20 protein-coding genes are annotated in these 24,748 nt (G+C 36.3%); 7 read left to right on the top strand and 13 right to left on the bottom strand.

What is annotated here, in order from left to right; genetic code table 11:
- Positions 1-28: 28 nt before the first annotated feature.
- Genes CLV73_RS13470 through hemA form a run of 5 tightly spaced genes read right to left on the bottom strand, consistent with a single transcriptional unit; the run spans position 29 to position 4,146 of the window.
- A complete protein-coding gene (locus CLV73_RS13470; RefSeq protein WP_100377401.1) occupies positions 29-712 on the bottom strand; it encodes a uroporphyrinogen-III synthase in 684 nt (227 codons plus the stop codon).
- Positions 712-1,368, bottom strand: a complete 657-nt coding sequence (locus CLV73_RS13465; RefSeq protein ID WP_100377400.1) for a peptidoglycan recognition protein family protein — start codon at positions 1,366-1,368, stop codon at positions 712-714. Before CLV73_RS13465 ends, CLV73_RS13470 begins: the two co-directional genes overlap by 1 nt.
- A gap of 5 nt (positions 1,369-1,373) precedes the next feature.
- Positions 1,374-1,955: a DUF1287 domain-containing protein gene (locus CLV73_RS13460; RefSeq protein WP_100377399.1), complete on the bottom strand. Its 582-nt coding sequence runs from the start codon at positions 1,953-1,955 to the stop codon at positions 1,374-1,376.
- 21 nt (positions 1,956-1,976) lie between these two features.
- Positions 1,977-2,885, bottom strand: coding sequence for a hydroxymethylbilane synthase (gene hemC / locus CLV73_RS13455; protein ID WP_100377398.1), 909 nt, complete (start codon positions 2,883-2,885; stop codon positions 1,977-1,979).
- Complete coding sequence (gene hemA, locus CLV73_RS13450) at positions 2,872-4,146, bottom strand: glutamyl-tRNA reductase (protein WP_100377397.1); 1,275 nt, start codon at positions 4,144-4,146, stop codon at positions 2,872-2,874. Before hemA ends, hemC begins: the two co-directional genes overlap by 14 nt.
- Before the next feature lie 377 nt (positions 4,147-4,523).
- Between hemA and CLV73_RS13445 the strand changes: the two genes are divergently transcribed.
- The 6 genes from CLV73_RS13445 to CLV73_RS13420 all read left to right on the top strand — a co-directional run bounded on the left by CLV73_RS13445 (position 4,524) and on the right by CLV73_RS13420 (position 10,875).
- Positions 4,524-5,549 carry a rod shape-determining protein gene (locus tag CLV73_RS13445; RefSeq protein WP_100377396.1) on the top strand — a complete coding sequence of 342 codons (1,026 nt, stop codon included), beginning with the start codon at positions 4,524-4,526 and terminating at the stop codon, positions 5,547-5,549.
- 26 nt (positions 5,550-5,575) lie between these two features.
- Positions 5,576-6,430, top strand: coding sequence for a rod shape-determining protein MreC (gene mreC, locus CLV73_RS13440; protein ID WP_100377395.1), 855 nt, complete (start codon positions 5,576-5,578; stop codon positions 6,428-6,430).
- Entirely contained in the window at positions 6,423-6,929 is a 507-nt protein-coding gene (locus tag CLV73_RS13435; protein ID WP_100377394.1) for a rod shape-determining protein MreD, read from the top strand. The genes mreC and CLV73_RS13435 overlap by 8 nt, the downstream gene beginning before the upstream one ends.
- A complete protein-coding gene (locus CLV73_RS13430) occupies positions 6,926-8,968 on the top strand; it encodes a peptidoglycan D,D-transpeptidase FtsI family protein (protein ID WP_100377393.1) in 2,043 nt (680 codons plus the stop codon). Before CLV73_RS13435 ends, CLV73_RS13430 begins: the two co-directional genes overlap by 4 nt.
- Complete coding sequence (gene rodA, locus CLV73_RS13425; RefSeq protein ID WP_100377392.1) at positions 8,965-10,194, top strand: rod shape-determining protein RodA; 1,230 nt, start codon at positions 8,965-8,967, stop codon at positions 10,192-10,194. The genes CLV73_RS13430 and rodA overlap by 4 nt, the downstream gene beginning before the upstream one ends.
- A 99-nt stretch (positions 10,195-10,293) precedes the next feature.
- Complete coding sequence (locus CLV73_RS13420) at positions 10,294-10,875, top strand: pentapeptide repeat-containing protein (protein WP_100377391.1); 582 nt, start codon at positions 10,294-10,296, stop codon at positions 10,873-10,875.
- Positions 10,876-11,008: 133 nt separating this feature from the next.
- Here CLV73_RS13420 and CLV73_RS13415 read toward each other — a convergent pair whose 3' ends face one another.
- From CLV73_RS13415 to CLV73_RS19280, 8 genes are all read right to left on the bottom strand, one after another.
- Positions 11,009-11,722 (bottom strand): C40 family peptidase, encoded by a 714-nt coding sequence (locus CLV73_RS13415; RefSeq protein ID WP_100377390.1) that lies wholly within the window; start codon positions 11,720-11,722, stop codon positions 11,009-11,011.
- A 306-nt stretch (positions 11,723-12,028) separates the two neighbouring features.
- Positions 12,029-13,135, bottom strand: coding sequence for an efflux RND transporter periplasmic adaptor subunit (locus CLV73_RS13410; RefSeq protein ID WP_100377389.1), 1,107 nt, complete (start codon positions 13,133-13,135; stop codon positions 12,029-12,031).
- Positions 13,136-13,159: 24 nt separating this feature from the next.
- Positions 13,160-16,429 carry an efflux RND transporter permease subunit gene (locus CLV73_RS13405; RefSeq protein ID WP_100377388.1) on the bottom strand — a complete coding sequence of 1,090 codons (3,270 nt, stop codon included), beginning with the start codon at positions 16,427-16,429 and terminating at the stop codon, positions 13,160-13,162.
- Between the two features lie 32 nt (positions 16,430-16,461).
- Positions 16,462-17,853, bottom strand: a complete 1,392-nt coding sequence (locus tag CLV73_RS13400) for a TolC family protein (RefSeq protein WP_100377387.1) — start codon at positions 17,851-17,853, stop codon at positions 16,462-16,464.
- A 78-nt stretch (positions 17,854-17,931) separates the two neighbouring features.
- On the bottom strand, positions 17,932-19,284 hold the full coding sequence (locus tag CLV73_RS13395; protein WP_100377386.1) for a sensor histidine kinase: 1,353 nt from the start codon (positions 19,282-19,284) through the stop codon (positions 17,932-17,934).
- The gene (locus CLV73_RS13390; protein ID WP_100377385.1) at positions 19,281-19,973 is read right to left on the bottom strand and encodes a response regulator transcription factor; all 693 of its coding nucleotides are present in this window, start codon (positions 19,971-19,973) and stop codon (positions 19,281-19,283) included. The genes CLV73_RS13395 and CLV73_RS13390 overlap by 4 nt, the downstream gene beginning before the upstream one ends.
- Positions 19,974-20,268: 295 nt before the next feature.
- The gene (locus CLV73_RS13385) at positions 20,269-22,464 is read right to left on the bottom strand and encodes a glutamine synthetase III family protein (protein WP_100377384.1); all 2,196 of its coding nucleotides are present in this window, start codon (positions 22,462-22,464) and stop codon (positions 20,269-20,271) included.
- Positions 22,465-22,571: 107 nt separating this feature from the next.
- The gene (locus CLV73_RS19280) at positions 22,572-22,775 is read right to left on the bottom strand and encodes a bacteriocin-like protein (RefSeq protein ID WP_410678604.1); all 204 of its coding nucleotides are present in this window, start codon (positions 22,773-22,775) and stop codon (positions 22,572-22,574) included.
- Positions 22,776-22,882: 107 nt separating this feature from the next.
- Between CLV73_RS19280 and CLV73_RS13380 the strand changes: the two genes are divergently transcribed.
- A complete protein-coding gene (locus CLV73_RS13380) occupies positions 22,883-24,574 on the top strand; it encodes a DUF6909 family protein (protein ID WP_100377383.1) in 1,692 nt (563 codons plus the stop codon).
- Positions 24,575-24,748 lie beyond the last annotated feature (174 nt).

Below are 24,748 nucleotides of genomic sequence, written 5' to 3'. Positions count from 1 at the left end.
TGATATTGCCAAAAAGACAATTAAATATTCAATTTTTGTTTAGAATTTCCTTTTTAATCAGTTTCAAAACACACATCAGATTGTTTCCTTCTGAAACTAAAATCGGGTTTGAAGTATACTTTCTTAATTCATTGGCCGTGGTTTCACCAATTGAAACAAGAGTAGTATCATCAAAGGAATTTCGATTTGCAAAACTACGAACTCCGCTCGGACTAAAAAATACAGTGACATGATATTTTTCATTTATCAACGGATTGATTTGCTCTGTGTTGTAAATGATGACTTTTTTATAGCTGATGTTTTGTAAAGGAAGATTTTCGTCAAGCACATCCAGTGCTATGTTTCCACAGAAGTGTAAAAATTTTTCATGCTGACAGTGAGCTATAATAAATTTTGAAAGGTTGTCAGCATTTTTCAGCATTTTAAAAGTACCAAAGCCGTTTTTTCTTAATTCACGTTTTGTTTTTTCACCCACACAGTAAATTTTATTGTAGTTTTTTGCGGTAAAATTTTCGTTGGGCTTAAATCCGTTTTTAAAAAAGGAATTTACTCCTTTTGCGCTTGTAAAAATCAATGAATAATTTTTCAGATCAAACGGTTTTACCTTTATAGGATTTGTTTTAATTACCTCGACACAGTCAACTAAAATATCCTCTCCTAATTCTTTGGATATAACAGCTGGATCTATGGTTTTGGTAAATAAAATCTTCATTAAGGTTGATCTTTTAAATGTAAATCGGCGACCTGAAATCTCACTTTGTTCATAAAATCTTTTCCCGGATCTTCTTTTCCCGTGAAATATTTGGGATCAGATTCTTTCCAGAGTTTTGAGTTTCTGAAAATACCATACTCCGAATGGCCGATAAGATATTCAATTTTATATTTCTGAGTTAAATATCTTACGAGTTGTGCATTAGCTACAACTTGTTTTTCTGTAAGCGGTTCCTTTTTACTTCCGATATTTTCAATTCCTATTGCACAGTAATTTAATCCTATGGTATGTCTTGCGAATTGAGTAGGCTCCATTAACTGATAAATTGTCCCGTCACGATCAATAATGAATTGGGAAGAAACATTTAGTGTACTTTGCTTCTTTAAAGTACTTCTTCCGCTTTCCAGAGTTGTTTTATTAAAATATTTGAAATTACTTTCTACATTTCCGCCTGCAGTATAATGAAGAACGATCATTTTAGGAACTATTGTTGGCGTTTTTTGAACCAATCCGTGATGTTCCTTCAGATATTCTAAACTTAATCGAACTCTTTCCTCGGAATAGCTGATCGGTTTATTAATGATTTTCAGTTCGTTTTTCTGTCCTGCTGCAAAACCTATTATCAATATAAATAGAAAGCTAATACTATTTTTCATACTCTTTATTTCTGATATTGATAATGTCCGGTAATGGTAAATTTAAATAAACAGTCTTCAATAACCTGTCCTCCTCCGATATTATGAACAATTAAATATCGTTTTCCGTCTGCCGATTTTCTGTTGACCACAATACCGATGTGCGTTAAATTTCCGGGTAAAATCCAGGTTACAATATCTCCGGGAATATACAGTTCCGGTTTGGTTTCTATTGATTTTGATTTTCCGAACCTGGCAAAGAATACCCTTAAATTAGGAACTCTGCGATGATCAATATTGGTGTCGGTCTTTTTCAAGCCCCATGTTTTAGGATATTTTGAAAAATTTTTCACCATATCTTCATGCACCTCTTTCTGAAGATCAATTCCCAATTTTCTGTAGGCTCTGATAATAACATCTGTGCATACTCCTTTATCCGAGGGAATATCTCCATTCGGATATTTGATCGTAAAATAAGCGGGATCGTAGGTGACTTTGTCTTTTGTTAAACTTAAAGCGGCATCAGAAAGTTTTTGGGCAAACTGATTCTGTGCTTTTAAAGTTAAGACACAAAACATAATGATAAGAATGGTGAAATACTTTCTCATTATTCAGGAATTTAAGATCAATTAAATCTGACTTTTAATTTCCGTCATGAGTTCTTTTCCGCCATTTTCGAGAACAACTTTTGCAAATTTTTCTCCAAAATTTTCTTCTTCATTATAGATGAAGCTTTCATCTGTTGCGATACAGTTTTTGCCGTCTAAAGAACAAAGGGCTCCTTTAAAACGGATCTGATCCTCAAAAATTTCAGCAAAAGCTCCGATGGGAGCTGTACATCCGCCTTCAAGAGTGCTCAGGAAATTTCTTTCCATTTCTACACAGATTTGGGTAGGAGTGTGATTGATTGATTTTAAAATATCGTTGATGTCTTTTTTATCGGAATGTCCGGCAACGGCAATAACGCCCTGCGACGGAGCAGGAATTAAAAATGGCAGCATTTCATAATCGATATCCATTTTCATTCTTTTAATTCCGGCTAAGGATAAAATCGTGGCGTCAAAATCTCCTTCTTCCAATTTCTGAAGACGGGTTTGAATGTTTCCGCGGATATCTGAAAACTCAGCATTAGGAAAGTTTTTTAACCAGAAAGCTCTTCTTCTTAAGCTGCTGGTTGCTAATTTCAGTTCATGGAATTCTTTATTTCGTGCAGATTCTTTTCTGATCAGGACGTCCTGTGGGAAATCTCTTTCCAGATAAGCAACGATCTCAATGTTTTGAGGTAATTGTGTAGGAACATCTTTCAGGGAATGCACGGCAATATCGATCTCGTCATTTAATAATGCAACATCAAGATCTCTTGTGAAAACACCCGTAATTCCTAAAGAATAAAGCGGCTGAGTAAGGTTCTTATCGCCTGAAGAGACAATAGGGACGATTTCCGTTAAATAATTGCTGTTTTGAAGATGCCTCGCAACTTCTCTTGCCTGCCAAAGTGCCAATGCGGAGTTTCGGGTTCCGATTCTAATGCTTTTCATTGAATTCGTTGTTTGGTTGTTCAACTAATATTTCGTGCATTAATTTACTAATTTCTTCGGCTTTTAAAGGATTATCGATGATATATTTTGCAAAACGGTTGGTAATTTTCTGAATCATTTTATCGGAAAGTTCCATATCCGTGATGTTTATGTACTTGTTCTTCTTGTAAAAATTGTGCATTTCATTGCGCTCCATATTCTTTAAAACCGCTTTGAAATGATGAATGTTGGGAGCCAGCTTTCTCTTTTTTTCCCATTCAAGGAAATCTTTTGTCAGCTCTTTAATAATTTTTTCTGCCTTTGGAATTTCTTTTTCCCTTTGCTGAATGGTTTCCTGAATCTGTTTCGAAAGCTCATCAACATCAATTAATGTTACATTTTCATTTTCCATCACGTTTTTATCAACGTTATTGGGAATAGAAAGGTCAATAACTAAAGTTTCTTTTCCATTCGGGAAATGAGATTTGTTAACAATCGGATGTCTTGCTCCGGTTGCTACGATAAGAATATCGGTTCCGCTGAGCTCTTTATCAAAATCAGCATAATCGATATGAGGAATATTGTATTTCTCTGAAATTTTTGCGGCTGTTTCCTGAGTTCGGTTAGCAATTTTAATTTTTGGCTGATAAACGTGCTTTACCAGATTTTCAACCGTATTCTGTCCAATTTCACCTACTCCTAAAAGCAGAATGTTTTTTTCAGCAATTCTCTTTTGATTATTTAAAATATAATGAACCGCCGCATAAGATACGGAAGCTGCCCCGTTAGAGATTCCGGTTTCGTTTTTGATTCTTTTAGAAATCTGAATCGCGGAATTTATGGCTCTTTCTAAAAAAGGATTCGAGTTTTGTCTTTCTTTTTTAAAACGGTTATACGCTTTTTTGATTTGCCCGATAATTTCGAAATCCCCAATGATTTGGCTTTCTAGACCTGCTGCAACCCTGAACAGGTGGGTTAAAGCCTCTTCTTTAGTTAAAATATTGGCAAATTGTAAGAAGTCCATCAGGTTAACTCCAATCGTTTTGCAATACTCTTCAGCAATTAAAAGATAATTGGGTGAAGTGGTATAGATTTCGGTTCTGTTACAGGTGGATACTACAAATGCATCCCCTAGGTTCTCATCATGAATTCGGGTGACAAAATTTTTGATGTTTTCATCAAAGAAGGCAAACTTTCCCCTGGTTTCCACATCAGCCTTTTCAAAGCTAATGGAAAGTACCGAGAAATTCGCAGTTTGATGGATGTTGGAATACTGTAACATAAGCGCAGCAAATTTACGTTTTTTTTAATTAATCATCCTCTGATAGTATATATGATAATTATCGTAAAAAACTATTTCTTATAATCAAAAATTAAACTGAGAATTTACGCGGAATGTTAAAAGTTTTAAGATAGCTCGAAATTGTTTGTGATATAGATTTTTATTATGTTAAATACTGAGGCTTCCGTCTTTTCCCTTTCTTACTCTAAATCACCTTAAATCTGGTTGAGTTCAAAGTTCGTAAATATCTAAAGTAAAAGTTAATAAGCGGTTAGAAAATTTAATAAAATTTTAACCAAATTATATGCTTGGAGAATTCCTTTGGTAGTGTTAAATTTATATCTTTGTAAATCTTTAAAAAAAATCAGAAGTAAAATATGAGTTTATTCGATATGTTTACGCAAGAAATTGCGATAGACCTTGGTACAGCTAATACCCTTATCATCCATAATAATAAAATTGTTATAGATCAGCCGTCAATTGTAGCAATTGAACGTTCTACGGGTAGGCCGATTGCTGTAGGAGAGCAGGCAAAACATATGCAGGGGAAAACTCATGAGGATATTAAGACAATTCGTCCGTTGAAAGATGGGGTAATTGCAGATTTTCATGCTTCTGAGCATATGATTAAGGAGTTTATTAAAAAGATTCCTGGAATTAAGGGTAAATTTATTCAGCCGGCATTGAGAATTGTAATCTGTATTCCTTCCGGGATTACTGAGGTTGAAAAAAGAGCGGTAAGAGATTCTGCTCAAAAAGTAAATGCTAAAGAAGTACGTTTGATTTATGAGCCAATGGCTGCGGCAATAGGGGTTGGAATCGACGTTCAGAAGCCTGAGGGTAATATGATTATCGATATAGGTGGAGGTACTACTGAAATTGCTGTAGTTGCTTTAGGAGGTATTGTTTGTGACAAATCTGTAAAAATTGCAGGCGACGTTTTTACGAATGATATTGCTTATTACTTAAGAACACATCACAATCTTTATATTGGAGAAAGAACTGCTGAAAGAATTAAAATTGAAGTGGGTTCTGCAGTTGAAGATCTGGAAGTTGATATTGAAGATATTCCGGTTCAGGGTAGAGACCTTATTACAGGTAAGCCAAAAGAAATTATGGTTGGATATAAGGAAATTGCAAGAGCTTTGGATAAATCGATCATCAGAATTGAAGATTCTGTAATGGAAACACTTTCTTTAACTCCGCCTGAATTGGCAGCGGATATTTACAAAACAGGTATTTATCTTGCAGGTGGTGGTGCATTACTAAGAGGTCTTGCAGACAGATTGCATAAAAAGACTGGTCTTCCTGTTTTTGTAGCAGAAGATCCGTTGAGAGCGGTTGTTCGCGGAACGGGTATTGCGCTTAAGAATATGGATAAATTCAATTTCTTAATAAAATAATTTTAACTTTTTACGAACACATCTGAATGGGATTTTTGCTGAGATTATTTTCGAAGAACGCACTTTTTGTCTTCTTTATATTTCTGCAAATTATTGCTCTGGTTCTGATATTCTCTAGAAACGCAATGCAAAGATCCTGGATTGCGGGTCAGTCAGCCGCATTGAATTCCTGGTTTTCCGGGTATATCGATGAAGGAGTTTCATATCTTAAGTTAAAGCAAATCAATGAAGATCTTGTTGCTCAGAACAAATCTTTAATGATGGAGCTTTACGGGAAGCAGGGAGCAAAAAATCCTGTTTTCAGAAAAGTTCACGATACTTTGGGCGGCGGACAGATTTATACTTTCGTAGACGGTGAGATTGTTTTCAATAGTATTAACCGAAGAAATAACTATTTTACCATTAACAGAGGAAAAAGAGATGGTGTATTTCCGCAAATGGGAGTAATGGCACCTAAAGGAATTGCAGGTATTGTGATTAACTCTACAGATAGCTATGCTTTGGTTCAATCTGTTTTAAGTGTGAATAAAATCAGAATCAACGCTGCATTAAAAAACTCAGGATATTTCGGAACTTTAACATGGAACGGTGACAATTCCCGAATAATGCATCTTGCTGACGTTCCCAAATATGTTGCCTTAAAGATTGGCGATACTGTAGTTACAGACGGAAAATCGGCAATTTTCCCTAAAGGAGTAATGATAGGAACTATTGCAGGGTATTCAGTGGATAACAAGACGGGGTTTTGGGACATTTCTGTTGAATTAAGTGAGAAAATGGGAGCCCTGAGCAAAGTCTATGTGGTTAAAAACCTGAAAAAAGCTGAGGTTCAAAAGATTCAGGATACAATGCAAGCTGTAATAAAAAAGGAAAATGATTAGCAGAACATTATTTACGGATATATTAATCATGATTTTTCTGGTTGCATTACAAATTTTTGTATTGAACAGGATTACGCTATTCGGTAAATATACTCCGGTGTTGTATCCGGTGTTTGTGATGTTCTATCCTTTTTTTAGAAATAAATTTCAGTTTTTAGCTTTAAGTTTTTTAATAGGTCTTGCAATCGATACTTTCTTACAGACAGGAGGGATCAACGCATTTGCAACCACTTCGATTGCCTATTTCAGAACCCTAATTTTCAGAACTTCTACAGATACTTCTACAGATTTTTTCTCTTTCCAGTCCCTTCAATGGGCGCAGTTTTTGCTGTTTCTTTTTTCGAGTATCTTTTTACATCAGCTTTTAGTACAGTATATTGAATTCTTTAAGTTGAGCAGATTTTTTGAAATATTACTTAATGTATTGGTAACAAGTATAATTTCGTTTATATTTATAGTTATATATGCATTAATATTTAAAATCAAACAGAAAGTTTGAATACGCGTTATTTAAAGATTTTTTCCGTCCTTGTAGTTATAGCCCTGATTTTCGTGGCTAGGCTTTCTTATTTACAGTTGTTTACAGATCGTTATGCGCTGAATGCAGCCAATACTTCTATTAAAATCGAATATGTTATTCCTCAAAGAGGAGTCATTTTCGACAGAAATGGGAAGATCTTGGTGGGAAATCAGCCTGCCTATGAAATCTCATTTACACAGGCATTGATGAAGCCTGATTTTGATACTTTAGGATTTTGCAGTTTAATGAAAATTACAAAGCCTGATTTTATCAAAAGAATAGAGTCAATTAAAAAGGAAAAGTATTATTCCAAGCTCACTCCGATGACTTTCATGAAAGATTTGAGCAGAGAAGATATTGCGAGAGTTCAGGAGATTATTTTTAAATATCCGGCGTTCAGTATTGTATCAAGACCTCAACGTCAATATGAAGTCTCTACCTCTGGAAACCTTTTAGGATATACAAGTGAAGTCAATGAACGCGAAATTAAAAAAGATTCTCTTTATTATTTGCCGGGCGACTTCATCGGAAAAACGGGAATTGAAAAATCTTATGAAAAAGAATTGCGCGGAGTAAAAGGAATGAAGTATATCCAAAAAGATATTAAACTTCGAAATGTAGGTCCGTATAAGCAAGGTTCTTTAGATAAAGAAGTTGTTACAGGAAAAGATATTACGCTCACTATAGACTACGATCTTCAAAGATTAGCAGAAGAGATGATGGTCAATAAGCATGGTGCTATCGTTGCATTAGACCCTAATAATGGGGAGGTTTTAGTGGCGGCTACAGGGCCGGATATTGACCCGAATCTTTTTACAGGTCCTAACAAATCTAAAAATCTTTACGCTCTGTCGAAAGATACGATTTACGAAAATAAACCTACTTTTGATCGTTCACTTCAGGCGGCTTATCCTCCCGGATCCACATTTAAATTACTTACAGCTTTAGCTGCCATGCAGATGGGGGTGATGGATGAAAAAACGATTTTCCCTTGTGGTGGCGGCTTTTTCTACAGAGGAAAAAGGATTAAAGGTCATGGAGGAGCAGATCCGCTTATCCCGTCTATTCAGGTTTCGAGTAACTGCTTTTTCACTTATGCATTCATTGCAATTATTAAAAAATATCCGGGAAATCCTTCAAAAGGGGTTGATGAATGGAAAAAGATCATGAGTAGCTTCGGCGTGGGAGAATTCTTAAATAATGACTTTGCGGTTGGAGCAAAAGGAAGGATTCCTTCGGGAGATTTCTACGAAAGACGTTTTAAAGCCATTATGAAAGCAAGTGGATCACAGAGGACTGATTTTAAAAATTGGGACGAAATGCCTACAGGAGCTATTTACAACGGAATGGGGCAGGGAGATGTTCTTGTAACTCCAATCCAATTGGCTAATTATGTAGCGGCCATTGCCAACCGTGGCTGGTATTATACACCTCATATTGTTAAATCTATTGATGGCAAGCCAAACCCCGATCCAAGATTTAAGGTAAGACATCAGACATTAGTAGATAAAAAACATTTTGAACCCGTTTTGAAAGGAATGGAGGCTGTTGTACTTCGTGGAACGGCTGCAGGTCTGAAATCTCAGGATTTTACTCAGTTAGCTAAAACAGGTACGGCGCAGGTGCCTCAGGGAAAAGATAATTCAATTTTTGTTTTAATTGCTCCTGCAGACAAACCGAAAATTGTTGTGGCAGCCGTAATGGAGCATGCTGGTTTCGGTGCTACATGGGCAGGACCAGCCTGTACATTAATTGCTGAAAAATATCTGACCGGAGATATAAAAAGAGACTATCTGTATAAAAAAATGGTAACCTCCAGCTTCATGCCCGAATATAAAAGACAGTGGATTGCTGATTTGAAGCGTAAAGGGTTGTATAAAGAGCCTAAACCGGATTCCATAAAGCTCAAAAGAATGCAGGACAGCCTAAAGTTAATTAAAGAGCAAAAGGCCAAATTGCAAAAGAAAGCAGAAGTAAAAACAAAGAGTACTAACAACACTAAAAAGGTAAAACAATGAAGTGGACAGAAGGAATAGATAAACTGGGTCTAGGCTTGTATTTTCTGCTTTGTATTTTTGCCATTGCGAATATTTACAGTGTTGATCAAAAGCTGGGCGAGAAACAGCTTATTTTCTTTTGTATCTCTCTCTTTGTAGGACTGATTATTTTTGTAGGAAGAAGTAAATTCTTCGAAAATATGTCAGGAATCATTTATATCGGAGGTGTTCTGCTCCTTATTGGTTTGTTTCCGTTTGGGAAAGAAATCCTCGGACAAAAAAACTGGTACAAATTCGGAAGCTTTACCATGCAGCCTGTGGAGTTTGCTAAAATCGGAACGGCACTTATGCTGTCGAATTACGTTTCAGGACCAGAATTTAATTTAAATAATAGAAAATCATTACTCACCACTTTAGCTATTATAGGAATTCCTGCAGCTGTTGTATTGGCCATTCCGGACGTGGGATCCATGTTGGTTTTTATAGCATTTTTCATTGCATTATATCGTGAGGGTTTAAGCGGGATGCTATTCGCTGTCGGATTTCTTTTTGCAGGAGTTTTCTTGATTTCCCTCGCGATTCCTCCTATTTATGTAGTGATTGCAATATTGGTTATTGTAGGAGGTTGGATTGCACTGAATTATTATAAAATGTCATGGAATGTTATTTCAATTTCCAGTATTGTAGGATCTGTTCTTGTTTTGTGTGGTCTGGCTTTTGGTTCTCCTTATATTTTAGAAAAATTGCCAAAACACCAAAGAGAAAGAGTTGAGGTTCTTTTTAAAGGAGAGAAAGCATTCAGAGATACTTCCGGATACAATTTACTATATTCGAAGACGGCAATTGGTTCAGGAGGTCTTTTGGGAAAAGGGTACCGTGAAGGATCTGTTACTCAGGGGAAATTTGTTCCGGAGCAGGAAACCGATTATATTTTCTGTACAGTAGGGGAAGAATGGGGCTTTGTAGGAAGTACTGTTTTGATTCTATGTTACATGATTTACATAGGAAGAATATATTATCTCGCAGAACAGCAGAAATCCTCATTTAACAGGGTTTTCGGATATTGTTTTGCTTCCATCCTTTTAATGCACTTTACCATCAATTTAGGAATGGTTATGGGGCTTTTCCCGACTGTAGGTATTCCTTTGCCGTATTTCAGTTACGGAGGAAGCTCATTGCTTGCCTTTTCTATTATGACTTTTATTTTCTTTAAGCTGAACTATTCGGACAAAAACAGTCTGGTGTAAAAGCGAAGACGAAAGGAATAATTTATAATCATGCTTTTTTTCATCTGCTCTATCCGAAAAATCTGCGTGAAATAAAAATAACTTTACTTTAAAATTTCAATGAAGCACCCATACATCTCGGACGAAAATTTTGAGAGCACAGACTTTATCCAAAAATCCTTAGAAAAAGGCGAATACGAAAATTGTACTTTCAGGAATTGTAATTTCGAATACCTGGATCTTTCCGGATTCAACTTTAATGATTGCGAGTTCATAAATTGTAATTTAAGTATGGTAAAACTCGTCGGAACCGCTTTTCGGGATGTGAATTTCAAAGGATGTAAAATGTTCGGGCTCCAGTTCAATGACTGCAATGAATTCGGGCTTTCTTTTAGATTTGAAGGTTGCTCCCTAAATAATTCTGTTTTTTACCAGACATCCTTAAAGAAAATAGTATTTAAAGATTCTAAGCTTATAGAAGTTGATTTTACCGAATGTGATCTTTCAAATGCAGTCTTTAATAATTGTGACTTTTCCGGAGCTGTTTTTGATAATACCAACATGGAAAAATCAGATTTGAGGACATCGGTTAACTATTTGATAGATCCTTCCCAAAACAGGCTTAAAAAGGCTAAATTTTCACTTTCTGAAATCCATGGTCTTCTATATAAATTGAATATAGAAATAGATAAGAATAGTTAAGGAGGTTAAAACTTTACTTCATGTAAAGTAAATCCTAGTTAAAACAAGCTTCCATAAAATCTCATCAGGAACAAAGAAAAAAAAGCCTTCAAAATTTTGAAGGCTTTTCATTATTTAAATCAATTATTTAAAATTAAAAACTTGTTCCGTTTGATACTGGAGTTACTGCTGCCAGATTATTGTAAGCCTCTCCGTTTTCATTAATGATTCTTTTTGCGAATCTGTATTTTGGTCCCCAGTAGGAATCATTAAGAGAAGAAACCATTACTCCTTTTGATGTGGCAGCATGGATGAATTTAACTTCTCCGTCTTCGGAAACACTTTCAACAATTCCTACGTGAGAAATTCTTCTGCCGTGAGAGAAGAAAATCAAATCTCCTTTCTGTAGATTCTCTTTTTCTACTTTTTCTCCTTCCTGTGCCTGAGAAGATGCTACTCTTGGTAAACTAAGACCTGCTGCTGCACCGAAAACTGAAAGAACGAAAGCAGAACAGTCAATTCCGTTTCTTGTTGTTCCTCCATATCTGTAAGGTGTCCCTAAATAAGTAGCTGCCTCAGATAAAATGTTGTCAATTGTTGTATTGTGTTTGATTGCTTTTGCAATCTCAGAATTTTTAACCGCGTTTTTCGCACTGGCAATAGATGCCGCTTTTTCAGCAAGGAAAGAATCAATTAATCTTTGCTTATCAAGCTCAGCTTTCTTAGGATCGAAAGAAGCTAGTTTGGCATCTGTTTTGTATTCTTTAGTATAAGTTGCTGGTTTTGAAACTACATAATTTGTAACACAAGACTGTAGAGACATTGTAGAAACTACAGCAACTAAATAAAACAAAACTCTTTTCTTCATATATATTTGATTATCCGTGTTAAAAGGAATCGTTATTTTTCAAAAGCATTACAAAAATAGAGATTCCGATAAAAAGACTCCTGATATGATAATTGTCAGGTTCTTTATTTAACACATTTTAACATATTATTTACGTATGTTAAAAAAAAACAAACCGCAACCGCCTATTTTAGGCGAGTCCGCGGTTTTTTTTATTAAGATTCTTTAACATAATTATTATAGATTATTCCTATCAAAGGATTTTTTCTGATGAATGTCAAAGAAAGGAGTGTCCTAAATTTTGTTAATAAAACATTGATTACAAGCCTATTTAAGCAGTTTAACTCTAATATTCTGCCCATCACGAATTTCTTCGGATGCATTCTTAATAATTATATCATTTGTAGAAATATTTCCGATAATTGTCGTGACTTCTCCGTTAGCAATTCCTGCCGTTACTGGAACCCAATGCGCAATATTCTTTTCAACTTTAATAACGAAAACGCCCAAAGTGGAATTTAAAACGGCTGTGGAAGGGACAGACAAAGATTTATTGTTTTCACTTAAAGGTAAAATCACATTGGCAACCATCCCAGGCAATAATCTTTTGTCTTTGTTATAAACGTCCATTTCTACCCATTGCGAGCGAAGTTTGTTGTCCAAAGCTCCTGCAAATCTCGCTACTTTTGCCGTAAACGTTTCTCCGGGAATGGATTGAATAGAGAATTTAATATCGCCATTTTTATTCAATAATCCGGTGTACGATTCAGGAACATTCACTACCAAGCGTAATCTGTCTTGCTGGACCAGACTGAACATAGGTAAATCTGAACCTTTTCCTGAGGGACCAACATACGCTCCCGCACTTACGTTTCTCGTCGCAATATTTCCGCTGAATGGTGCTCTGATCTGCAAATAATTTTTAACATCAGCAACTTCATGATATGATGCTCTTGCTGCTTCCAATTGTGCCAAATCTGATTTTTGTGCTGCTAAAGCCTGTTCCAGATCAAGTGCGGATATTGTCCCTGGTGTTTTGCTAGTTTCTTTTAAACGGTCATATTTTGCTTTACTTGCAATATATAAGGCTTCTTTTGATTTTAAGGCTGATGAAGCTGCACTTTGTTGGGAATTGATCTCAGGAGCTTCTAAAGTTGCCAACAATTGTCCTGCTTTTACTTCATTTCCGACATCAACGTATAATTTTTTAACAAAACTGCTGATCTTCGCATAGACATCAACTTTCTGATAAGGCTGCAATTCTCCCGGAATTGCTGTTGATGAAGCAAAATCTTCCTGCTTTGGATTCACCGCTTCGATTTCCGGTGAAGAAGGTTCCGCGGATTTTTTCGCTTCCTTTTTTTCCTCATGTCCACAACTCTGTAAGCTGAAAACCAATATTGTCGGAATTAAATATTTATATAATCGATTCATATTTTATCATTAATAGTTAGGTTATTATTTTACAATTTCAGGCATAAAGTGAATGCTTTCTTTATCTTCCGGATCAAGAGAAACACTTTGAGTGGTCGCTTTTCCTTGTCCCCAGGCAAATGCCAGCGGAAGGATGAACAGAGCGGCAAAAGTAGAAGCTACAAGCCCTCCGATTACGGCTCTTCCCAAAGGTGAAACCTGATCTCCGGCTTCTCCCAATCCGAGCGCCATCGGGATCATTCCCACGACCATTGCTAATGCGGTCATTACAATAGGTCTTAACCTCAATGCTGCGGCTTCTCTTGCGGAAAGTAATGCATTTCCGTTATGTTTTCTTAATTGTTCTGCATTCGTAATTAACAATACAGCATTCGAAATCGAAACTCCTACCGACATGATGATTCCCATATAAGATTGAAGGTTAAGCGTTGATCCACTGATGATTAATAAAGCTAAAGATCCAACCAAAACTGCAGGCGCTGTTGCCAATACAACCGCAGAAACTTTGAATGACTGAAAATTCGCGGCCAACATTAAGAAAATCACAACAATCGCGATAATCAAACTACTTTGTAAACTGCTTAAGGTTTCATTTAAAGTCTGGCTTAAACCAATCATTTGAATATTTAAACCCCTTGGAAGTTCACCCATATTATCAATTACTTTTTGTACATCTTTTGAAGCAGTTCCTAAATCGGTGTGATTAAGATTTGCAGTCACTGTCAAAGTCGGCATTGCTCCCAAGTTGTCGGTTTCTCCATAGGTGAAACTGTTTTTGATGGTTGCAACATCTCCCAAATTCGGTCTGTTGGAATTTTTCTGTAATGGAATTCCTGCAATTTCTTCTTTGCTGTTCATTTTATTTTCAGGAATCTGAACCTGAACATTGTAGCTATAACCACCTTTTTCATCCGTCCAAATATTTTTTTCCGTAAATCTTGATGATGAAGTTGATGCTACCAAAGAACGCGAGACATCCGACATATCCACTCCCAATTGAGCAGCGCGGACACGATCAACATTAATATCTAAGGCTGGATATTTGATAGACTGACCAATCTGAACATCTCTCAAATAAGGAATCTTCTTTAATTCTTCTACGATTTTTTTAGCATAATTTTCATTTACGCTTTTATCTCTTCCCGATAATCTCACCTCAATCGGAGTCGGAGAACCTTGGCTGAGAATTTTTTCAGTTAATTCAATCGGCTCGAAGGATAATTTCATATCAGGATTAATGGTTTTCGCTTTTTCTCTGATTTTATCCTTTAAATCATCCATATTGGTATGATAATCTTCATTTAAACCCACCTGTAAAACCGTTTCATGAGAACCTGCCATCCAAAGGTAAATCGGGCTTACCGAGAAAAGAGTAGGGTGTGTTCCTACGTATGCAGAGGTGATGGAAACATTGTCTTTTCCGACAATTTCTTCAATTCCGTCTAATAATTTTAGAGTCTGAAGCTCGGTTTTTTCAATTCTGGTTCCGTCCGGAACTCTCATTCTTACTTGGAATTGTGTTCCGTTCACCTGCGGTAAAACATCTCGTCCGATGCTATTTAGAAATAAAGCAATCATTCCTATCATTAATAAAATATAAGCTGAAACCACCATTTTACGATAAGGCATGATTCTGTCTAAAAATTTCAGATAACGGAATCTTATTTTTTCAAACAAACTAACTTTTCCGTCGCGGTTGCTGTCTTCATTCTGAAGTAAAATTTCTTTCTGGCTCCAGGTGTCATTTTCATCACTCAATCCGGCAGCTTTTAATTCTTCGGAATCTGATAAATTGTGACCGTCTTTTCCCTTGTGATGTTTCACTTTCATAATCCAGTTAGCCATGATAGGAACGAAAGTCTGTGCAAGAAAATAAGAGACAATCATACTGAAACCAATTGCTAAAGCCAATGGTAAGAATAATGATCCCGGAATTCCGCCCATTGTAAATGCCGGAGCAAAAACTGCCAGAATACAAAATAAGATCAGCAATTTTGGAAAGGCAATTTCTTTACAAGCATCCCAGATGGCGATCGATTTGGGTTTTCCCATATCCAGATGCTGGTGAATATTTTCTATGGTAACGGTGCTTTCATCGACGAGAATTCCTATGGCGAGGGCAAGTCCGCTCAACGTCATAATATTAATGGTCTGACCGAAAAGGTTTAAAAATAAAACCGCCGAAATAATGGAAGTCGGAATGGTGAGAATTACAATCAACGCCCCTCTGATGTCGCCGAGGAATAAAATGACCATTAATCCTGTGAGGACAGCTCCGATTGTTCCTTCGCTCAATAAACTTTTAACGGAATTAATTACGTAAGTTGACTGGTCAAATTCAAAACTGACTTTCACATCATCCGGAAGATTGGACTGAATCTGCGGTAACTGTTTTTTCAGATTCTGAACCACATCCCAGGTTGAAGCATCGGCACTTTTAGCAATACTTAAATAAACCGAACGACGGCCATTCACCAAAGCATAACCGGAAGTCATATCCGCTCCGTCGGTAACGGTCGCGACATCTCTTAAATAAAGGTTCTGAACACTGCCTTTATACAAAGGAATATTTTCAAAATCTTTTACATTTTTTATCATCGTATTGGTCGGAGTGATGTAGTATTTATCTCCGATTCTTACATTTCCGGAAGGTGCGGTTTGGTTATTTAATCTTAATGCCTCCACAAGCTGATCCGGCGTCATATTATGCTGACGGAGCAAATCCGGGTTGGCATTAATGACTACCGTACGAATATTTCCTCCAAAAGGCGGAGACGAAACAATTCCGGGAATAGAAGTAAATGTGGAACGAACATATACGTTCGCGAGATCGAGCAATTCGTTGTTAGATCTTTTATCACTGCTTAAAACCAATTGTCCGACCGGAAGAGTTGAAGCATCAAAACGAATGATAAACGGCGGGTTGGAACCTGGCGGAAACGCGGCCTGAATTCTGGTTGAAAACGAGTTCAGTTCTGCGGCGGCTTGCGCCATATTGGTTCCGGGATAGAAATTAATTTTCATTAAAGTCAGTCCCTGGATATTTTTGGTTTCAATACTTTTAATTCCGTTAACGAAAAGGAAAATATTGATGTATTGTTTGGCAAAAAACGCTTCCATCTGCTGCGGTGTGTATCCGCTGAAAGGGTGGGAAACATAGATTACCGGTAAATCCAGTTTGGGAAAAATATCGACTTTAATGGAGTTGACTGATCGTATTCCGAAGAAAAACAGTCCAGCAACAATCACTAAAATCGTAATGGGTTTTCTTAATGCAAATCTTATTAAATTCATTGAGATAATCTTGATTATAGTTGATATTAATCTTACAATTCGTTTTCAAAGACAGTGAAATCACCCAACGCGGCAGCTTTTAATAATAAAGCATTCCAGACGTTGCTGATGGCGATATCCCTGTCGGTTTCGGCTCTTACTAAAGCATAAATGGCTTGCGATAAATCCACCAGATCCGTCAATCCGTTTTTGTATAAAACCGATCTTTGGATGTATGCGTCATTGGCAGATTTTAACTGAACAGGAACCTGGTCGTACACTGTGATGGCATTCTTCCATTTGTTTTCGGATAAATCCAATTGAGCTTTTAATTGCTGTTCGGCGAGGTCATATTCATGTTTTAACCCTTGACTTACATAATCCTGCGCGCTGATTTCTTTTGATAATCGATAGGTCTGAGTGAAATTCCAAGAAACGCCAAGCCCAACCAAATAATTGCTTCTCGTTGGATGAATTCCGTCCCAATAAGATGTTGAATAATCATTTTGATTTTGAGCGTAGCCACTTCCAAATCCTGAACCTCTCGTCTGGAAAATTCCAACCATCGAAAATGACGGATAATACTGTGTTTTCAGAAGTTGTTTTTCCTGTTCGCTTACATTGATTCTGCTTTTAAATAGAGCCAATAAAGGATGACTTTCCAAAGAAGAATTGGCTTCGGTCGGAAAATCGGTCGGAACTCTTTTTAATAAAGTACTGTCCAGCACAAATTCCTGGGCTGGAATTCCTAACAATTGAGCCAGTTTGTTTTCCTGTTCCTGTTCGTTGTCTTTTGCTTTGGTGTAAGTAATCATCGCGTTGGCGTAATCGGCTTTAGCAAGGGATAAATCAACTCCGGGAACGATTCCGTTTCTTTCTTTTACCTCAACAATTCTTCTGATCGTATCTGTTCTTCCGAGGTTTCGGGCATAGGAAAGTTTTAATTTTTTAGCCGCTAAAACGTTTAAATAAGCCGCAGCAACTTTCACTTTGTGCTGGAAAATCTCATCAGACAAGTCTTTGGTATCCCTGAGGTTTTTAGATTCTGCAACTTTTACCCTTTGCTTGGCTTTCCCGAAAGAGAAGAATTCCCAGCTGATATTGGCTAAATACAATGCTCCGAAAGAGGCATTCCAGTTTTGATCGGGAAGGGGGAGTCCCGAAGAAGCGACTCCGTAGCCCCCGAAACCGTACAATGGCCCGTTTTGTCCGTTCACTGTCCCGTAATCCTGTTGCAGGCTGATGTTGAGGTTGGGCAGATATTGCCGTTTTGCCAGTTCTATCGATTCCTGTGAAGACAATCGGTAAGATTCTTTGGCTTTAATGGTTCCGTAATTTTGAACAGCGGTTTGCAGTGCAGATTTCAGCGTGAGAATTTCCTGTGCTTTCGCTGTGTTGGCAAAAAAAACGGATGATAAGGCGAGAATAAAAATTCTTGAAAGCATCTAACGTATTTTTCTTTTTTCAAAGTAAAAAATACATTTTGAAGCAAATTTGAAGTTTGAAAAATAATGTAAATCGCTTTATTCAGCAAAGTTTACAACTTGTTCAACACTTTCGAATTCTAAATTGTTTTCATTTAAGATCTTGTCAGAAATTGATGGTTCATAAAGCGCGGTTTGATCAAAATAAATTGTAATGTTGTGCCATCCGTCGGCAAAATCGTAATGAACAGCAAATTTATTGACTTCACAGATTTGTTTCACAATAGAAAGGCCAAGGCCGATACTTTCCTGGGACTGGTTACTTTTTTTAAACCTTTTAAATAATTCATTGGGCGGAACATCAGGCGGAAGTCCGGTATTGCTGATCTGGAAGTAGTTTTTGGTAAGATTAATTTCAATTTTTCCGCCTTCCAGATTATGCCGGATTGCGTTGGAAAGAAGATTGCTTAACAGAATTTCGGCTAAGGTCGGGTGAATTTTAATATAAACATTCTTTTCACAATTTCTGTTTAACGTAATGTTTTTCAACGCCAAATGATCCTCGTACATACATAGCGTTTCTTTTTCAACCCTGCAGAATTTCAATTCTTTGTTTGTTAAAAACTCATTGTTATTTAATTTAGTTAAAAGAATTAAAGAGCGGTTGATGCGGCTTAATTTATCAATAGAATTTTGAATATCTGTCAATAAAATCGCTTGATTTTCATTGATTTCCGTTTCTGCTAACAATTCAATTTTACTTTGAATAATGGCTAAAGGCGTCTGAACTTCATGAGAAGCGTTTTCGGAGAATTCCTTCACAGAAGCATAGTCTTCCAATGCCTTGTCGGTCATGGTTTTTAGGAATTCATTTAATTTTTTGAACTCTTTTGTGCTTGTCGGTAAAAGTTCAAGTCTTTCTTTTTTCTGAATACTGAATTTTTGAATTCCGTCAATCGCGTGGTGGAAAGGTTTTAATATGAATTTAGATAAAATCCTTGCGGTGATAAAAACAATAGCTGTAATTAATAATAATTTCCAGAAGAGAGCAATCAGCATTCCGCCCATAATTTCTTTGGTAGCGGTAATGTAGGTGTAGGAAGAGATTTTATAAATTCTATTATCAATATTTGCAAAAGAATTGATCTGGATTTTACATTCATTCTTAGAAATGCCATTGTCTTTAAGGCAGGTGTGAAGAATTTCCGGTTCCGCAGGAAGGTTTTTGCCGTTTAAGACATTAATGGAAATAGGAAGTCCTTGTGTTGAATTCGCAGGAGTTTCTCCATTTCTTAATTGATTGATCACATAATTGTTGACGGTTTTCAATCTTTCAATTTCAACATTATCCAGCCGCTTTTTAATGCTTGTGTACGAAATGTACATGCTCACGGGGGTGACCAGTAAAATAATGGCGATAAACCAGACTGATATTTTATTCACTAAATTCATGAACCACTATATTTTAAAGCATTAAACTTGTACCCCAAGCCGTAGATCGTTTCGATATAATCGTTACCTTTTGCAGCGCCGATTTTTTTTCTGAGATTTTTAACGTGCTGATAAACAAAATCAAAATTAGCCAAATTATCGGTATAATCACCCCAAAGATGATTGGCAATAGACTGTTTGGATAATACCCGGTTTTTGTTGACGAGAAAGTAAAGAAGCAATTCAAATTCTTTCTGGGTGACTTCAAGTCTTGTTTCATTAATGGCAACTTCGTAAGTATCAGTATTTAAAATGATTTCATTGAACTTTACTTCGTTGTAACCATCCATTTTATTTCTTCGGTAAACGGCCCTCAATCTGGCATGTAGTTCCGGTAAGTGGAAAGGTTTTGTGATATAATCATCGGCGCCTTTTTCCAATCCGTTGATTTTGTCGTCTAAGGCGTTTTTTGCAGAAATAATGAGAATTCCGCTGTTGATTTTTTCACTTTTGATATGATTTAAAATATTCAATCCGTTTCCGTCGGGCAACATAATATCCAGCAAAATACAGTCGTAAGAATTGAAATTTAATCGTTCCAATGCCTCGTTGTAATTATAAGCACATTCACAGATATAGCTCTCACCTTCGAGGTAAAATTCCATACTTTGGGCGAGTTCTCTGTTGTCTTCTATGATCAGGATTTTCATAATTGAAGCAAAATTAAAATTAAATTTTGTATGAATTTTGAAGTTATGGAAGTCTTTGTCTATTAGTGTTTTAAATTAAATTTTAATTTAGATAAAAGATCGGTCGTCACTTCGAATAAATTTTTGAAAAAACTTGTATCGAGAAGTTCATTTAATTAAGTTCTCGATACATTTTTCTTAATATCACGATGAAAAACACTTGAACTGGCGAAAATTTCATATTGAAATCAGATTAAACAAAACAAAAACTCCCCGATTAATCGAGGAGTTTCACTAATATGGAACTTTACAAATGTTACTTTGTAAATAACATTTCTCTGTATTTCGTCATTGGCCAAAGCTCATCATCCACCATCATTTCTAAGTCATCAGAAGCTTCTCTGATAACGTCGAATAAAGGTTTTACTTTGTTGCAGTAAGTTTCTGCCTGTTTTTGACTGTCGGAAACCGCTTTTGCAGCTTCTCTCGCTTTGATCAGATCTTCAACGCCAACCTTGATTTTAGAAACGTTTTCAGAGATGCTGGTAATTAAGCTCATTTGTTCTTTTGCTAACGATTTGAACTCTTTGTCTCCGAAGATTTCTTTAAGACCTTTTACGTTCTCGATCAGTCTGTTCTGATAATTTAAAGCTGAAGGAATAATGTGGTTTCTTGCGATATCACTTAGAACTCTCGCTTCAATGTCGATTACTGTAGAATATTTTTCTAATTTGATTTCGTTTCTCGCTTCAACTTCTCTGTGCGTGAAAATTCCCATTTCTTCGTAAAGCGCTAAGAATTTTTTATCCATTTCCTGTTTAAGAGCTTCCGGAGTAGTCTTTAAGTTGTTCAACCCTCTCTTTTTAGCTTCTTTTGCCCAGTCATCAGAATATCCGTCACCTTCAAACATAATGTTTTTACACTGCTTGATGTATTCTCTCAATACGTTGAAGATTGCTTCGTCTTTTTTAAGACCTGTTTCAATTAAAGCATCAACTTCTTTTTTGAAATCGTTTAATTGTTTTGCTGCGATGGTATTCATTACGGTCATAGATTCAGCACAGTTTGCCGCAGAACCTACCGCTCTGATCTCGAATTTATTTCCTGTAAATGCAAATGGAGAAGTTCTGTTTCTGTCAGTGTTATCCAACAAGATTTCAGGAATTTTTCCAACAACATTTAATTTTAAATCTGTTTTTTCGTCCGGTGAAAGTTTTCCTTCCGTTACTTTTTCAAGCTCTTCCAAAACTCTGAACAACTGGCTTCCGATGAATACAGAAATAATTGCCGGTGGAGCTTCGTTTGCCCCTAATCTGTGGTCGTTACTTGCAGAAGCGATACTTGCTCTTAAAAGATCAGCATATTCGTGAACTGCTTTGATTGTGTTAACAAAGAACGTTAAGAACTGTAAGTTTTTCTTAGGGTTTTTTCCCGGGCTTAATAAGTTTTCCCCTGTATCAGTTGCCAAAGACCAATTGTTGTGTTTTCCGCTTCCGTTTACGCCTGCGAATGGCTTTTCGTGGAATAAAATGTGGAAATGGTGTCTGTGAGCAATTCTTGCCATTACGTCCATCAACAAAGAGTTGTGATCTACGGCTACGTTTACTTCTTCAAACATTGGAGCCAGCTCAAATTGGTTTGGAGCTACCTCGTTGTGTCTAGTCGTTACAGGAATACCCAATTTCATACATTCGATTTCCAACTCTTTCATGAAGTTCATTACTCTTGTAGGAATAGAACCGAAATAGTGGTCATCCAATTGCTGTCCTTTTGCAGGAGAATGTCCCAATAAAGTTTTACCTGTTAAAACTAAATCCGGACGGGATTGGTATAATGCTGAGTCAACTAAGAAATATTCTTGCTCCCAACCTAAAGTAGGAGTTACTTTTGTTACGTTTTTGTCAAAATATTGCATTACGTTGGTTGCAGCTTCGTCTACTGCATTCAATGCTCTTAAAAGAGGAGCTTTATAATCTAAAGTTTCTCCTGTATAAGAGATGAAGATAGAAGGGATGCATAATGTAGTACCCATAATGAATGCCGGAGATGTAGGATCCCAAGCGGTATAACCTCTTGCTTCGAAAGTGTTTCTGATACCACCATTCGGGAAAGAAGACGCGTCCGGTTCCTGCTGGATCAATAAGTTTCCGCTGAATCTTTCAATGGCTCTGCCTCCTTCGATAGGAGTGAAGAAAGAATCGTGCTTTTCTGCAGTACTTCCTGTCAAAGGCTGAAACCAGTGTGTGTAGTGAGTTACTCCTTTGCTCATTGCCCAGTCTTTCATAGCTACTGCTACCTGGTCTGCAATGTGTCTCTGGATTTTAGTTCCTTTTTTTACCGCATCCATAATAGACTGGAATGCTTCTTTTGTTAAATATTCTCTCATCGTTTCTTCTGAGAAAACATTTTGACAGAATAATTCTGACAATTTCACAGGAACTTCCACAGAGTTATCTCTTCTAAAGTCCTTAAATGGTAAAGTTTCTAACGCTTTGAATCTTAAAGTTGACATATAGGTTAATTTTTACGGGGCAAATTTACAAAAAAATATAAGATAAAATAAAAACACCCCTAAAAAATGTGGGGTGTTTTTATTTTTTTTTATTTTGTTTTCAATCTTTAGGGGTTTTCTGGGCAGATTCCTCCAATAAGACATAAGCAATCACAGGTTGACGGATCAAATTCTACGGGACAATTTCGTTGTTGCCATAAAGACATATTGCACCATTGACCACAAACAGAAGCTGGTTCTGCAGGACAAGAATTACCCTTTCCTGATACTGAGCGTAACTGCTCTCGTGTTAATTTTTTTAGATTTTTCATAGTAAATTATTTGTTGTTTACCAAATGTAATGAAAAAATAAATAATAATTAATAGGATTTTTAAATAATAATTTTTGAATGTAGTATATTTGTGTGAAATTTATTTTATGACAAATTCTAGAGCAAGAGAAACAACGGAAGCAATTGAAAGATTGTATATTTCTATGAGACACCTCTTTTACAGAGGTTTTTTTAAACCCGCCGGTGTTTCAGGGGAGAGTATCAGAAGTTTGTTGAAGACCATCAATCCGGAGATTTATGGGAGTATGAATATTCCGAGTAAATTGGAACTGGATGGCTTGATGTATGTTTTAGACAGACTTCCGGAAGGAATTGAAGAATGTGCTTTTATTCATCTTACATCAGATGAGGGTTTTGATAAAGGAAGTTTCGAACCAATTGTACCTAAAAAGAGAAGAAGAAACTGTTACAGAATTGATGAGCACCAAATGAATATTGAAGTTCTTTTGGGACGTTCCGAGATTTATGATATTCTTACTCACTTAACCTTCTTATTTATAGAAGCGGATAAGGTTAGAAATCTGGCTTTCATCCAGGATGAAAACTGGAAACCGACGCGTGCTTTTAAAATTATTGAAGAAGTCGTAAAAGGCGAAAAGAAATTCAGTAGAAAGGAAAAAGAAGTTGCCCTGATTCATTTATCTTCTTTAATCGGAAGAACGTTTGATGAAACATTAACGGCTTACAATACTTTCGGGGACGATCATAATCCTGACCGGTTATTTAAGATCATCTACAATTTAGCGAAAGTAAGTTTAGAGGATGCAAAACAGACAAGAGAAAGAGAAATTCATTTCAGTGCTATTTTAAGAGAAAGAGTAGGACATCACTATTTTGGTGAGAAGTGGGCAGATAAAGTGAAAGAGGTTTTATTTGAAAACAATCTTCATATGCGTCCGCTACATATTATTTCCGCCAATATGCACTCTGTGAAAAATATGCTGTATGCCAATGATGCATTGAAGAAAAAAGATCACAAGGAAGTAGACTATAAATTATACGGAGAAATTTCCGATAAAAAAGAGCTTCGTGATAAGGTTTCCAAATATGCTTTGGAAGAAGGAATGATCTATATTAATGATAAGAGCGGCAGTAATATTGATGTTCAGATCATTGATCTAAGCAAAACCAATCTTAAAAACACTCCTTTCCACGATATTAAATTTGGCGGAGACGATGTGATTATGGTTTTTGATTATGCTTTCGGTGAACAGGCTTATGAAGTAATGGACGAATTATTGAGACCTTACGAGCACAAAGGAGAAGTGTATATGATGAAAGTAAAATCCGTTTCTATTATGGGTAAAGCAGGAATTCTTGCTGGTGGAAAAGGAGATATTATGATTCCTACTTCACATATTTTTGAAGGAACGGCAGATAACTATCCTTTTGAAAATACTTTGAAGCTGGCTGATTTCCACGATGATGAACTGAAAGCGTTTGAAGGTCCGATGATTACCGTTTTAGGAACTTCACTTCAAAACAGGGATATTTTATCATACTTTATGAATACTTCCTGGAAAGCTATCGGACTTGAAATGGAAGGGGCACATTATCAAAAAGCTATTCAGGTGGCATCTAAGATCAGACACCATATTTCACCTGATTTATTTGTGATGTACGCGTATTACGCTTCGGATAATCCTTTGGAAACGGGAAGTACACTTTCTTCAGGTGGTTTGGGATTAACAGGAGTAAAGCCAACCTATCTGATTACCTTAAGAATCTTAGAAAAGATCTTACAAAGCGGAAAGAAAGAAGTTTCTGCTAAAAAATAATTTTTAACTATAATTAAGAATATAATCCTTCAAGATTTCAAAACTTGAAGGATTTTTATTTCCCGCAGATCACACAGATAGCGCAGATAGTTATGTCTTTATATTTACAATAAACTATATAATAAACATCTGTGTAATCTGTGGGAGAAATAAATTGCATGAAAAATATTTATC

This window comes from Chryseobacterium geocarposphaerae (genome assembly GCF_002797535.1).
Taxonomy (GTDB): Bacteria; Bacteroidota; Bacteroidia; order Flavobacteriales; family Weeksellaceae; genus Chryseobacterium; species Chryseobacterium geocarposphaerae.
The sequence above is the reverse complement of the archived record's forward strand: the minus strand, read 5'-3'. Positions and strand labels throughout refer to the sequence as shown.